Annotated in this window: 15 protein-coding genes; 14 read left to right on the forward strand and 1 reads right to left on the reverse strand. The window is 50.3% G+C overall.

Annotation, left to right across the window (positions count from 1 at the left end; genetic code table 11):
• Entirely contained in the window at nt 1–1,524 is a 1,524-nt protein-coding gene (locus tag NR177_RS01100; protein ID WP_256852118.1) for a conjugal transfer protein TraG N-terminal domain-containing protein, read from the forward strand.
• A 44-nt stretch (nt 1,525–1,568) separates the two neighbouring features.
• Here the strand turns inward: NR177_RS01100 and NR177_RS01105 are convergent, their stop codons facing one another.
• Nucleotides 1,569–1,781 carry a hypothetical protein gene (locus tag NR177_RS01105; RefSeq protein WP_105080680.1) on the reverse strand — a complete coding sequence of 71 codons (213 nt, stop codon included), beginning with the start codon at nt 1,779–1,781 and terminating at the stop codon, nt 1,569–1,571.
• 236 nt (nt 1,782–2,017) lie between these two features.
• Here NR177_RS01105 and NR177_RS01110 point away from each other — a divergent pair, with 236 nt between their 5' ends.
• The 13 genes from NR177_RS01110 (at nt 2,018) to umuC (ending at nt 13,298) form a co-directional block, all read left to right on the forward strand.
• Nucleotides 2,018–2,884: a hypothetical protein gene (locus tag NR177_RS01110; RefSeq protein WP_105080678.1), complete on the forward strand. Its 867-nt coding sequence runs from the start codon at nt 2,018–2,020 to the stop codon at nt 2,882–2,884.
• 952 nt (nt 2,885–3,836) lie between these two features.
• The gene (locus tag NR177_RS01115) at nt 3,837–4,736 is read left to right on the forward strand and encodes an integrase domain-containing protein (RefSeq protein WP_015701143.1); all 900 of its coding nucleotides are present in this window, start codon (nt 3,837–3,839) and stop codon (nt 4,734–4,736) included.
• A gap of 21 nt (nt 4,737–4,757) precedes the next feature.
• Nucleotides 4,758–5,174, forward strand: coding sequence for a hypothetical protein (locus NR177_RS01120; protein WP_256852119.1), 417 nt, complete (start codon nt 4,758–4,760; stop codon nt 5,172–5,174).
• Between the two features lie 339 nt (nt 5,175–5,513).
• Nucleotides 5,514–5,930, forward strand: a complete 417-nt coding sequence (locus NR177_RS01125) for a hypothetical protein (RefSeq protein WP_256852120.1) — start codon at nt 5,514–5,516, stop codon at nt 5,928–5,930.
• 88 nt (nt 5,931–6,018) lie between these two features.
• Nucleotides 6,019–6,393, forward strand: coding sequence for a hypothetical protein (locus NR177_RS01130; protein WP_256852121.1), 375 nt, complete (start codon nt 6,019–6,021; stop codon nt 6,391–6,393).
• An 82-nt stretch (nt 6,394–6,475) separates the two neighbouring features.
• Nucleotides 6,476–6,790, forward strand: coding sequence for a hypothetical protein (locus NR177_RS01135; RefSeq protein ID WP_256852122.1), 315 nt, complete (start codon nt 6,476–6,478; stop codon nt 6,788–6,790).
• Between the two features lie 110 nt (nt 6,791–6,900).
• A complete protein-coding gene (locus tag NR177_RS01140; protein WP_256852123.1) occupies nt 6,901–7,209 on the forward strand; it encodes a hypothetical protein in 309 nt (102 codons plus the stop codon).
• A 72-nt stretch (nt 7,210–7,281) separates the two neighbouring features.
• Complete coding sequence (locus NR177_RS01145; RefSeq protein ID WP_256852124.1) at nt 7,282–7,893, forward strand: hypothetical protein; 612 nt, start codon at nt 7,282–7,284, stop codon at nt 7,891–7,893.
• Between the two features lie 73 nt (nt 7,894–7,966).
• Nucleotides 7,967–8,947, forward strand: coding sequence for an ArdC family protein (locus NR177_RS01150; protein WP_256852125.1), 981 nt, complete (start codon nt 7,967–7,969; stop codon nt 8,945–8,947).
• Between the two features lie 93 nt (nt 8,948–9,040).
• Nucleotides 9,041–9,985 (forward strand): DUF1281 domain-containing protein, encoded by a 945-nt coding sequence (locus tag NR177_RS01155; RefSeq protein WP_256852126.1) that lies wholly within the window; start codon nt 9,041–9,043, stop codon nt 9,983–9,985.
• Nucleotides 9,986–10,122: 137 nt separating this feature from the next.
• On the forward strand, nt 10,123–10,839 hold the full coding sequence (locus NR177_RS01160) for an SAM-dependent DNA methyltransferase (protein ID WP_256852127.1): 717 nt from the start codon (nt 10,123–10,125) through the stop codon (nt 10,837–10,839).
• A gap of 771 nt (nt 10,840–11,610) precedes the next feature.
• On the forward strand, nt 11,611–12,036 hold the full coding sequence (gene umuD, locus NR177_RS01165; protein WP_015701133.1) for a translesion error-prone DNA polymerase V autoproteolytic subunit: 426 nt from the start codon (nt 11,611–11,613) through the stop codon (nt 12,034–12,036).
• Entirely contained in the window at nt 12,036–13,298 is a 1,263-nt protein-coding gene (umuC, locus tag NR177_RS01170) for a translesion error-prone DNA polymerase V subunit UmuC (protein WP_256852128.1), read from the forward strand. The genes umuD and umuC overlap by 1 nt, the downstream gene beginning before the upstream one ends.
• The last annotated feature ends 35 nt before the right edge of the window (nt 13,299–13,333 follow it).

Consider the following 13,333-nt stretch of genomic DNA (forward strand, 5'->3'; position numbering starts at 1 on the left):
ATGACGGCGAACAGTTACCTGGAGTACTTCCTCATCCTGTTTGGCTGGGTGCTCAACAACTCGATGTGGGGCATCCTCAGCAGCACCGGTCTGTTCGCGCTGCCGCTGATTTTTAAAGTACTCGGCGTGTGGCTGAAGGTGCGTGAGGAAGGGGCCGATGAGGGAAACAAAGGCGTTCTGGCGCTCCCGCGCATCGAGCACGCTATCTATGTCTCGTTTGTGGTCATGCTGTTCTGCTGTGTTCCGCTGCTGCCGGTGGATATCAGCACGATCAAGTTTGATGACTCGCGGGCGAAACAGTGCGGCTTCAGCGTACCCACGCCGCAGAACTCCGGCTATAAAGGGCTGGTTAACGACTTCGACGGCCGCACGGCTGAAGTGCCTGTGTGGTGGTATCTGCTGCATGCGATGTCGAAAGGCACCACGCAGGCGATGATAGCCTCCATTCCCTGCGGCACGCAGCTGCGGCAGCTGCGCTTTGACGTGCAGAACACAAAACTGCGCGACCCGGTGGTGCTGCAGGAGGTCCAGGACTTCGCAAACCAGTGCTACTCCCGTGCCTATTTTAAGCTGAAGAACAGCAACAGCCAGCTGAGCGACGCCACCATCAACTCGGTCGGCTGGATTGGCAGCGACTATTTTCTCAATACCTCGGGCTATTACGACTATTACACGGCCATGACGCCACGAAGCCAGTGGCCCTACAGCAGCAGTCGTGACAGTGGCTATCCGGATACAGGCCAGGGGGGATATCCGACGTGCAAAACATGGTGGTCAGACGGGAGCAACGGACTGCGCAAGCGTGTACTGGCCAGCTTCAGCGAATCAACCCGAAAAGAGCTCCAGCGACAGTTCCCGGGCACACAGTGGGAAGAGCCGGCGCTGCGCTGGCTGGTCAGCCCCAGCAACGCAGAAATTTCAGGGAGCGGCGTCACCTACATGTCCGGCAGAGCGGACACAACGAGTGGTATCGGAGGGAGCCTGTCACGGTTTACGTCTACGGTCGGGCTGGGCATGAAGCAGGTTGAGGCGTTGCCGGGCTTTGATGCGCTCAAGCAGGCGCTGCCGATGATACAGGCGCTGCTTCAGATGATGATCATCATTGTCATCCCCGTGCTGATGATGTTCAGTGCTTATGAGCCAAAGACAGTAGTAACGATTTCGTTTGCGCTGTTTGCGCTGCAGTTCATCACGTTCTGGTGGGCACTGGCGGGCTGGCTGGATGACAGACTTATCACCATCCTCTACTCAAACCTTGCGGCAGGCGGACTGGCTTCGGGACAGCCTATTGCGGACTTCCTCAGCTCACCGCGTGACGGATGGATCATGAACCTGGTACTGGGGATGATGTATGTGGTGTTTCCGGCGTTCTGGGTAGGGATGCTTGGATGGGCAGGAGCAAAAATTGGTTCTATGGCAAGTCATTTATCAGACGGAGCTAAAATGTCTATGGATGCAGGTGCCGAAGCAGGGAAAAAGGCTCAAGGGATAGCCACACAAGGTGTCAAAGGAGTGATAAAGTAACAAAATCGTGAAAATAAAAGCGGCGATATCATTTCGCCGCTTTGTTAAAAACCGTCTTTCTCTTTAAAAAAGCCCTCTTTTTCCCAACTGTATTTCAAAGATGACTTATATTCATCACATGGTTTAGATGCAGCTTTGGTTATGGAAGAAACCAAAGTAGTTGCAGAAAAAGCTGCTCTAACAGAATCTCTCAAATCCTCACCAAAGCTCCGACCATTCTCGTACTTATCAAGCTCATCATTCCAGTCGCTGGCCATGAAATTTGCCTCCGATACTATGGTAAACGTCCAACCTCAGAGTACTTTAAAGGCAGCTGAATTGGCAAGTTTTTGTACAACTCTCGGCACTCCGGTTTTCAAGGCTAAGCCGGTGAAAATCATCATTCTTAGAACCATGACAATTTCTCATTTGATTACAAAGTTTATCTTTCAGCAAGCAAGCTGGATAACGTATAAAAAAACTGATTCTTCATGTAAGCCAGGCTGGAGTAGAAATGAGCTCATTTAAAACCTTTAAACTGGACAGAAGCCTGATTAACTCAAAGATTCGTATAAAAAACGAAATTCTTGCTGCTTGTATTGGCTATGGAAGTAAGGTTGATCAATATAAATTCATTACTGGTTTTTGTGAAAAGAAAAGAAATGGGTATGCAATTTTACTGGGGTTCATTTCAATTTTATTTGAAAATTCTAAACTACCTATTCAAAATGACAGGATATACTCATGGTACAGGAATGATCGCAATGTTAGAGGTTTAATAGACTCGCTCAGTGAGTTACAATCAATAGAAATCATTTCTGAGCTAAATGAAGTTTACGTTAATAAACAGAGGATTTTAAATTCCGCAGGAGTTACTCATGTTAACTTAAGGCGCGAGATTGCCCCAAAAGGAATACCAAACCATATAAGTAAAAGAGTCAGGATATCGCAATTCGGAATTGACGGGATGAGCTATGGTAGCTTACTGATGCTTTATAAAGCATCAGCAAATATTCTTGGTTACGAAAAGATACCCGTACACATGGATGTGGCAAACTCCTTTACTGATACTAACGATAAAGGCGGTTACGGTTCCATATCTTTGAATTTTAATATACCAATAGAAGATATATTGTATTCTTACCTCACCCTCCCCAGCGATCAGATGGAAGGTGAAGAATGGATTGCAATTAACCGTTCCTCTACTGGTATTATTGAATTTCCCGTTTCAAATATTACCATTAATGACAAAAGAGTCGAATCATTCTATGAAGAAGCCTACAGTCATTTAAACGCTGCTTCTGCAAAGCAATTATTCGATTTAGAGTACTCAAAAACATGGGGGAACTTGCCTCATTTCCGCTCACGCTTTCTGTCTTAAAATCCCAAACCCTGAAGTCATTAGTGTAAAGGTTCGTTTTACGGTTTGTCTTCAGGGCTGTTCCCATATTTTTACCCTCATGCATCTATAATATTTATCTTGTAAATGGATCTCATAACGATCTAACATTCCCGTTGTAGTACCGTTGCTTTAGCAACACGCCAATGTCCCGGCAATCTGAGAGGGACGCCTTCGGGTGATTGCACTGCCAAAACCGTCATGACCTGAGAGACGGAGCCTTCGGGCGGTAACTTCGTTTAACCTTTGAGAACGAAGATCGCGATGCGATAAAGGTCCTTTCTTTTACAAAGCCATTTCCGGCATTTTCTGATTACGGTTTCGGCCGTATCGCTTTCACTTTTCTTTATGCACTGACGCTGAAGGGCTGCTGCGAACTTTGCAACGCGGGTATGACCATTTGGAACATTTGGGCATCTTCCACGTTTGCATTGAAAGCAGAGGAGCGCGGCGTCACTTGTGAACGAGTGAAACGAGTACCAAGTGACGCGCGCGAAAACACGTCCTGAACGCGCATTCTACGTACTTTTTCTTCCTTCACTACAACGTGAAACGAAGTGAGAAGACGAACACAATTTTATCAACCCAGTGAAAAACGCAAAATACATACGTTTTATCACATTGTTATTTAAGGAATAGTTATGTAATGAGATACCGAATCGGCGACATCATCGGAGGATGATGTCGGGGGCGACCTGGAAACAGGTACAGCGAAAGCTGCGGTCAGTGTAGAACACTGATTTGACACCTCTCAAAACCTCAACACTTTGCACTTCCCTGGTGCTCAGGTACTCATTACGACGCAGGATGCGCGAACTCAAACCGTGTCGCCAGGGTAATGCGGGTGTCGTTTTCTGCCGTTTTCACGGAACGGCAGAAAACGACATCTGCCTGTAATGCTGTTTTACGTGGCAAAACTGTTAAGGAGATACAGATGTCCAGACGTGAAAAACTGTTAAAGCAGGAACTTGTCGCTGAAATCCGTAAAAGCGGCGGGAGCTTTAAAAAGCAGGATGACTATTCCAGAATTATGCACCGGTTTGCTGAGCGTCTCGCCGCGCTCAATATTCAGATAAACTCGGTATCACAACTCAAAGTCCGGCACATTGAGTTGTATATGAACAGCCGGGCATCTGATGATGTTTCCCGGCGAACCCGTCAGAATGAAATGTCGGCAATACGCGTAATGCTCCGTAATGCCGGTAAACACAAACTGGCTGACCCTTCACATGAACGACTGAATAATAAAAGTCTGGGTATTTCAGACACGAGTCGCATGGGCACAAAAAAATCCGTTTCTGACGAGCGCTACATTGAGATTCTTCATAATATTGAGAAAAAAAATGAAGGCGTTGCCGTGGCGGTATGTCTGTCACGTTATATCGGACTGAGAAATGAAGAAGCTATTCAGTCAGCAAAATCGTTAAATACCTGGCTGAAAGCATTACAACGGGGCGATAAGACCCTGAAAGTTATTTTCGGAACCAAAGGGGGACGTGCAAGGCAGACCACCATCGTCGACAGGGATAAAGTTCTGGAGGCTGTTAACCGTGCCATTAAACACGCAGAAAAAAATAACGGTAAGATTATTGATAAGCCCGATTTAAAAACCGCGATGGACTATTACAGAAATACGCTCCGGACCGAAATGAACGGGGGGCATGAGACACCACACAGCTTACGTTACAGTTACGCGGAAGATGCTTTCAGATATCACCTTGCCAGAGGTTTTTCGAAAGACGAATCACTTGCACTTACCTCGATGGACCTCGGACATGGTGACGGACGTGGAACCTATATCAGAAATGTTTACTGCCAGTCCCTGATGGACTGATGATTAATCATGAGGTGTACTGTGAATAATTTACCCGTTATAACTTTCACCATCTTATCTGTTGAGTATATTAACGAAATAAGCTTATCTGAAATACCACCCTCAGAAATCAGTATTACGTTTAGTTGTCTTTCACCGGTTAATGAAACGGATACGTTTGCGACAGTTAACCGTTATTTTGATGACGGTATCGACTTCAGTTGCGCGACTGCCATTTCAGAAATAGGTTTTATATTTACGGGTTCATTAAAGATGTGTAGCCGCGACAGCATTGAAAACATTACGGCGGGTGAGTTTACCATTCCTCTTTCAGCTGTTTTAGCCACGTTGCTTAAAAACGGAACCTACCTGCAGCAGTGTGATCCCGATGCCATTATGGCAGACGCCTGGTTTGGGAATCGGTGCGAGACGGTGAAAGCGTCCTGGTTATCTTCATAAAATTCACTCCGGCGTTGTTGATTTGGACCGTGCGCTGGAGTACATTTTCTCTGCTAACCGTTGTCATCTCGACAACTGCCAATGTTCCGGTGATTTGAGAGGAACGCCTTCGGGTAATCACATGCCAATGTCATCATTACCTGAGAGATGACGCTTTCGGGCGGTAACAAATCTGTTTAACCTTTGAAAACAGAGACCCCTGCGGTTAAGGTCCTTTTCTACTTCGCATTACACTCCCATACACCTGTTTTACTCATCCGGCATTCTGTGCCTGATACTCACTCCTGAGGGATACTTTCCCTCCGGGACGGTTCCCTTTTTTATTAAGGGATCGTACCCATGCATTACACCAGAATGATCAACCCTATTACGTTACTGAATTGTGATTCGCCAGCTTCAGCAAAAATCCTGGTGGATTACGTCAAAACTCAGCTTAACGTTCGCCTAGATTACAGACTTATGGTCGACGCAGACTCACAGGTTCCTGCTGACGGCCTTCCTGACTACCTGACGTTTCTGAGACATGTCGCGCTCACAGTTGGTTTTGCGACTGAGCATGGCTACATCAGACATGCCTTTACCGAAGAGGCAGTGAACGAGCTTACTCTCCTTGGTACAAGTGTTCACAGTCTTCACTGGAATGCGGCTTTTCATGAAGGCGCTACCCGGTCTCGTGAGGATAAAGCGCTGGATAACGCTACAGAGGAATTGCGTGCAATGTTTTATCAGAGCGCTGATGCTTCTGACATCGTCTGACCGCCTTATTAACCAAATAGCGTCTCACCCTAACGGGACTTCTGTCCCCGTCAGGGGCAGGGTTCCTCAATTCTTTAAGGAATCCTTTATGAACGAGTTAACTCTTACCGACGATTATCAAATCAGTGCCAGCGAGCGTAACGCTTACAAAGTCGCACTGGCCAGAGCTGAAGGTGACCTGCTGATTATTGCAGCCCATCGCCGCCTTGGCCTTAACACCAGTACCGATGAAGACGGTTTTCCATACTATGTCTGGGAAATGGCTGACGTTGCCCGGGACCTGGCCGAACTTTCTGTACGCGAACTCGTGCCGGCATCCTGGCAGTCTTTCTTTGAAAGCCTCTGCCACATGGCCAGAGACATTGATGAAGCCGCCTGGACGTTTTTTTTCGGCGGTGCCGTTAAGGACGAAGAGGGGCTGATGCACGAAGAACGCGAATATCAGCGTTATGGCGAATGCTGAACATACTGATATCTGTTTTTCCCTTGCGGGGATTTTCTCCCTGCGGAGACAAATCCTCCTTTCTTCTCAAGAGGATTTGTCGATGAGCACTCAGGCTTCTGAAATATCACTGCTGGTTAAGCACAACAGCGAAGAGTGGCACCGTATGTGGAACAGGCTTGCGGAGCACCCTTTTAACCGTTCTCTCAACGCCCCCGGACAGACTTACTACGGCGGCGAAGACTGGGAGTACGTTGAAACACTGGAACCACCACCCAGCGGAGCTGAAAGATGTTATCTCCATCACTTCAGACACCGCTGTCACCCTGTGGCAGGGAATGTGAGTGTTAACATTCCTGCCAGCCGGCGTTTTACCCCGCAGGATTCGGGTAACGCTTACTACCACGATTTTGGTTAGTGATTAACCACCGGCCTGCGTCAGTTTCTGACTATGGCTTTAACCCGCGCGGGGACAACCTCCCCGCAACAGCGGCGGTGGTTTTCTCCGCGCTTAATCAGGAGAAAACCATGAGCAGTATAATGCTTTCACTTATCACCCGCCTTTCAGGCGCACTTAACCGGCTTGCCGGCCACCTGCAGCAACAGCAGGCAGAGTGGTTTACCAACCGCAGCGGCCGCTGCAGCTTTAAAGCAGACGTCGTGCCGACAGAGAACGGGTTTACGCCCGTCATCTCCCGTCGCACCGGCTTCACTCAGCGTGACTGGCATATAGACCAGTTGCCTGGGACCGGTACGTACGCAACAGCCCGCAAGGCCCTCAGGGCCGGTCGGCTGATGGCGCAGCAGATGGCGGAACTTCGCTACCGCTTTGACTGATGTTAACTGAATGACACTTCCCGGAGGGACCTTCCCTCCCGGGGAGGTCACCTCCTTTTTTAAGGAGCCACTATGATACGTTTCACCTCCACTCAGCTACGTCCGGTTCTGTCTCTCAACCGGGGCTTCAGAGGCCCGGTGATACTCGAAAAAAACAACGGTATCTGTCTCCACCGCCCAGACTTCAGAAAGCTTGTCACGCTACCGCTGGCCTGGGCTGAAGGATGTAATCCCTTGTCAGATGACGGATGGCGTAAGCTTTCCGACAGCCTGATAGCCGATGAAACCTTTTCTCATCAGTTTGACCTGAGTCAGAACGCCTGTGACGCAGTTTTGAATGAGCATCAGGACCTGGTTATCACCTTCATTTGCCAGACTCCGGGTGCCGTCAGGGTTTTTGCCGAAACAGGTGAGCCTGAGAAGATTTATCTTCCTGTCGGCATATACCGTGAGAGGATCTCATGGCTTTACGACCAGTCCTTACGTCATTTCCACTCCTGCGTCGGTAATGCGGAACGCCTCAGCTGGCGCTCACAGGCACTGAACGTGCTCGACAGGGTAATCCGGCTCGATTCAAGGCGGGCTAAACCCTCTGACCGTCAGATGCTGGCCTGCGCTGTGCAGGATGTTCGCAAGCGTATCAGCCAGATTTCATCAGACGGTTCGTTACGTTTTAACTCATAACGTTTTTCCCACTCAACGGTGGCGCACTGTCCGCCACCGGGACAGATGCGCCGTTTTTTTAGAGGCGCATCCCATGAAGAAAAAAACTACCGGCCGTAAGGCCACAACGGAACAACAGACTGACCTTTATCAGCAGGTCACCGACAAAATCATCATCGCACTGGAAAACGGCGTGCCACCCTGGCGCCGGCCATGGCGCTCTGCGCAGAAGGTCTACGGCAGCGGATTGCCGGTCAACGCCGTCACGGGCAGACACTACAGCGGCGTCAACGTGCCGCTGCTGTGGATGGCTGCAGAGGAGGCGGGTTACGGCGCCGATCGCTGGCTCACGTTTCAGCAGGCAAAGGCTGCCGGCGGACAGGTCAGAAAAGGCGAGCGCAGCTCAATGGCCATCATCTTCAAACCGTTTGAAAAGCAGCTCCGCGACGGCAATGACAGTCCTGTGTTCAGGGACGGCGTGCCGGTGATGGAAAAGCTGGCCATGATGAAACCCCTGCAGCTGTTCAACGTTGCGCAGTGTGAAGGGCTCCCCGATAAGGTGTATGCCCCCACGATGAAGCAACCGGATACTGACCCTGAGGGGTTCTCAACCGGACAGCAGCAACAGGTTCTGGAGATACTCAACGCAACCGGCGTGAAGTGCTCTTCTCACCGGCAGAACCGGGCGTATTACAGCCCGGGGGCAGATCGGATTGTGTTGCCTACAACTTCACAGTTTCGTTCACCTGAAGACTACTGGTCCACGTTGCTGCACGAGCTGGTGCACGCGACCGGCCACCGCAGCCGCCTCGATCGTGAGGGGATAACCTCCTCATCAAGAGAGTTCGGTGACCCCGTTTACGCTTTTGAGGAACTGATAGCGGAAACCGGCAGTGCGTTTCTCTGTGCGCATCTCGGCATTTTTGGTGAGGTACAGCACGAGAGCTACCTGAACGGCTGGCTCAGCGTTTTACGTAATGACAAAAAGGCGTTTTTCCGTGCCTGCCGGTTGGCCCGGGAAGCATCGGAATATCTGCTGAAGCCGCTGGGTGAAACCCGGAGTGAAGCAGCGTAATTAACCCCGGCGACGTCAGTCGCCATCATCCCCCTGAGGGCACTCTCCTCAGGGAGATGCCCTCTTTTTTAAACGTAAAAGAGGAGTACAACAATGTTTTCATGGTGCAAAAACCGTCTGGAAATCACCGGTAAGTCTGACTGCATCAATGTCATGCAGTCGTGGATAACCGGGACAGAAATACCGCTTTACCGCCACGCCATACGGCAGGCCATAAAGCTGTTTCTCGCCGGCTGTGCCGGTATGCTCAAACCCGTTAAGGCAACGGAATACCGTGCTTACCCGGAGCTGGTTTCATCAGGCACCGGCGTCAGCACATCACCCAACCAGGCGTTTCAGCATTTCCTGGAGCTGCTTGAGAAGGATGCCTGGCTTGACGGCAAAACGCTCTCGCGAATGGACAAAATCTGGGTTCAGTCCGGCATAGGCGACATTAAGTGGGAAGGTATCCCTCATGCAGCCCGCCAGACCATCACCCGGCTTATGGCCGTTCACTACGCCGACTGGTTCGGCGTCGCCTCTGCGGGCGGCCAGTTTGACCCGCAGGAGCGCTGGGAGTGGCTCAGTATTAAACCGGACACAACCTGTCCGTGCGACATGCTGATGGTGATGCCGTCACGTCTGGCCACCGAGCTCAACGGGGACAGCGGTCTGTTCAGTGGCCTCAGTACCACGTCAGAGCTCTATATCCAGCTCTACGGGACGGAGTTTCCGGCGGGGCACCGGCTGGAGTGGAGTCGTGACGATATCGGGTCGCTGAAGCTGACATTTTCTTCTCCGTGGTATCCGCCGTCGGCGGAAGTCATGGGGCAGATGTCGCAGAAGTTTGACTGTGAAATCCGCCATTACTGGCTTTCTCCGGATGCCGGCACGTCGGGTTACAACTGTTTTGACCGTGGTGACCACGTCGACAGCGGCCCTTATCCGGAGGATGAGGTGCAGTATCCGGTGAGTGAAGGGGCCCGTCTGTATCAGTTCAGTGAAGCAGGCGCATCTTCCACTCCGGCCGTTGCGCACTACGCCGGCGTTCGTGCATGACGTTACCAACCGACAGACCGGCATCTCAGGTCTGTCAGACAATGGCCACAGCATCTGCTGTGGCCGCTTTTTCACCCGAAGGGGGAGCACCGTTTCCCTTACGGGGTGTGTTCTCCCTTTTTTCTGAGGAAACATGCATGAGTGTCCGCATCGACAATGAGAAAGAATTCATCTCCCTGTTCAACTCCATCGCCCGGGACACCCGGCGTCTTCAGGTATTTACCGACTTCATCAGCTGCAGCGTCATTGCGATTCAGAATGGCCTGCAGTTCTGTGAGAAACGTGAACAGAAGTACATGGCCATCGTGGCCAGATACAAAAAAGAGGACGTTTCATCAATGGCCAGACTGCTGGCATACGTGGTGAACGGCCTGGAAGAAAAGATTTGTGACTTTCTCGGGCGCATTTACATGCTGCTGGAGCTCGGTGACAAAGACAAAGAGCAGTATTTTACTCCGTGGAGCGTGGCGCTGATGATGGCGCAGCTGCAGTTCGGCGCGCAACTCAGCAAGCCTGAAGAGGTGTTCAGAGACAAGCCGTTTATCACTTTTGCTGAACCGGCTTGCGGCGCAGGTGCCATGACGCTGGCATTTGCCAGCATGCTGAAGCAGGCAGGTTACTCGCCTCACCGGTATCTGTGGGTGTCGGTAACCGACATTGACCCTCTGGCGGCGGGCATGGCCTATATCCAGCTGTCGCTCTGCGGTATACCCGGCGAGGTTGTTATCGGAAATGCCTTATGTGACGAACGGCGGCGGGTTCTGCTTACCCCGGTACATTACTGGGAGGGATGGTCAGGACGACTACAGAAGCATGTCAAAAAGCCCGAAAAGCAGAGTGAAGCGGCTGCATGACCGGAAACAAACGCCAGTCTGGTAATCAACTGACAGGCTTTTCTTAACAGACAAAAGGGGGCATTTGCCCCCTTTTTTACTACTTGATAAAACGCTCCAGAAGCCACTTAAACAGCGAGCTTAAGGCAATTCTGCTGATCCAAACCAATGGAACAACGAACGGTTTTGCATTCCCGTTACGGTCAAAAAACAGATTCTTGATCATTATTTTGTTCCCATATGATCACTTTACATGGAGCCGAATCTGCCTCTACAATGACGTCGTCAACATTTAGTAGTGCAGTTCAGCCATGAATTCACTTCTGACAAAAAACACCTTGTGGTGTGCGAAAGGCTAAAGGCATTGCAGTGCTTTTGGCCTTTTTTATTTCCATTTTGAATCCCCTCATCCTCATCCTCAGTCTACATGTTGCGGCCCTAAGGGCAGGCAACCGCATCATATGGGCTTATTCTAGTATTTTGCTGGCGGCGGGCAACAGGAAAAAATGATGTCTGCGGGGGTTGTATTTTCTGCAGGTTTTCTTATGCCTTGCCTTGCAAGGCCGTACGTCTTGTCAACCGCTCAGAGAAAATATTGCAATTTATGATCGACCGCTGATTTTTTAAACACCCCTCATCTGTTTAAAAGTTGTTCTGTCACTTTTGTCACCGTATCGCTATTTTTTTTCATATATCAGGAGCATATAAAAATCCTACCTGAGCTTCGTTGACTGTCGACTTGTTCCTCGATAATACTGTATATATAAACAGTAAAACAGGAGGTGCCATGACATGCTCACTTTATATAAATACCCGCTATCCCCGATCTCGATAGCTGCACCACTTTTCCTCGAAACCTGTCAGGCAGGTTTCCCCAGCCCTGCTCAGGATTACATTGAGCGCGAGTTAGACCTCAACGAATATTGTGTCATGCGTCCTGCTGCCACGTTTTTTGTCCGCGCCTCCGGACAGTCTATGACAGACATTGGTCTCAACAGCGGTGATTTGATGGTGGTCGATAAGGCCGAATCTCCCCGGCACGGCGACATAGTCATTGCTGAGATTGAGGGCGAGTTTACCGTAAAACGCCTACTGCTCCGCCCCAGGCTGACGCTTCAGCCCATGAATCCTTCTTTTCCTCCCATATACCCCGATCCGGAAACGCTCCAGATTTTCGGCGTGGTCACCTCGTTTATTCATAAAACCCGGGGTGAGTGATGTTCGCCATTGTGGACGTCAACAGCTTTTATGCGAGCTGTGAAAAAGTCTTCAGGCCTGATTTGCGTAACCAGGCTGTCGTCGTTCTGAGTAACAACGACGGTTGCGTCATCGCCCGTAGTGCTGAAAGTAAAAAATATGTACGAATGGGCGAACCCTGGTTTAAGATTAAAAACGAGAGCTTCCCTTTTAAAATTCATGCATTTAGCTCTAACTATGCGTTATACGCCTCGATGTCGAACAGGGTAATGAGCGTTTTAGAGGCTCTGTCACCTCGCGTGGAACAGTATTCGATTGATGAGATGTTTCTGGACGTTCGTGGAATCGATTTTTGCACGGACTTCGAGACGTTTGGCCGCGAAGTCCGGCGCAGTGTGCGTGAACATACCGGCCTTACGGTTGGTGTGGGTATAGGCAAAACCAAAACGCTTGCAAAATCAGCCCAGTGGAGCAGCAAGGAGTGGCCCCAGTTTGGTGGTGTGCTGGCCATCACGTCTCACGTCCGGGCTGAGAAGATGCTGGCCCGCCAGCCCGTTGAGGAGGTCTGGGGAGTCGGCAGGCGCATTGCCAAAAAACTGAACAGCATGGGAATTACAACCGCACTGGAGCTTTCCCGCGCCAATCCTGCAATGATCCGTAAACACTTCAGCGTCGTTCTGGAGCGAACGGTGCGTGAGCTGAACGGCGAGAGCTGCATCAGTCTTGAAGAAGCGCCACCGGCAAAGCAACAGATCGTGTGCTCCCGTTCTTTTGGCGAAAGGGTTACCGAGTATGAACACATGAGGCAGGCAATCTGTCAGCATGCCGAACGGGCGGCCGTTAAATTGAGAGGGGAAAAGCAATACTGCAGACAGGTATGTGCATTCATCAAAACCTCACCTTTTTCGCCCGGTGAGACTTACTACGGTAATGTGGCTTCAGAGACACTGATGTCGCCCAGTCAGGATTCCAGAGACATTATTGAAGCTGCGATGAGAGCACTTGAACGGGTATGGATAAGCGGCCATCGCTATGCGAAAGCAGGCGTTATGCTGAACGACTTCACTCCTTCAGGTGTTGCCCAGCTCAACCTCTTTGACGAAGTTCAACCCAGAGCTAACAGTAAGCCTCTGATGCAGGTGATTGACCATATTAATCAGACTGGTCTGGGGAATATCTGGTTTGCCGGAAGGGGCATAGCACCGGCATGGCAGATGAAGCGCGAAATGTTGTCCCCAGCCTATACCACACGCTGGAGTGAAATACCTATAGCCAGGCTTTGAAGGAATCAAATGGAACTACATTTCTCAGATATACT

Origin of the sequence: Pantoea sp. Fr+CA_20, from assembly GCF_024520835.1 — a bacterium.
GTDB lineage: Bacteria > Pseudomonadota > Gammaproteobacteria > Enterobacterales > Enterobacteriaceae > Pantoea > Pantoea allii.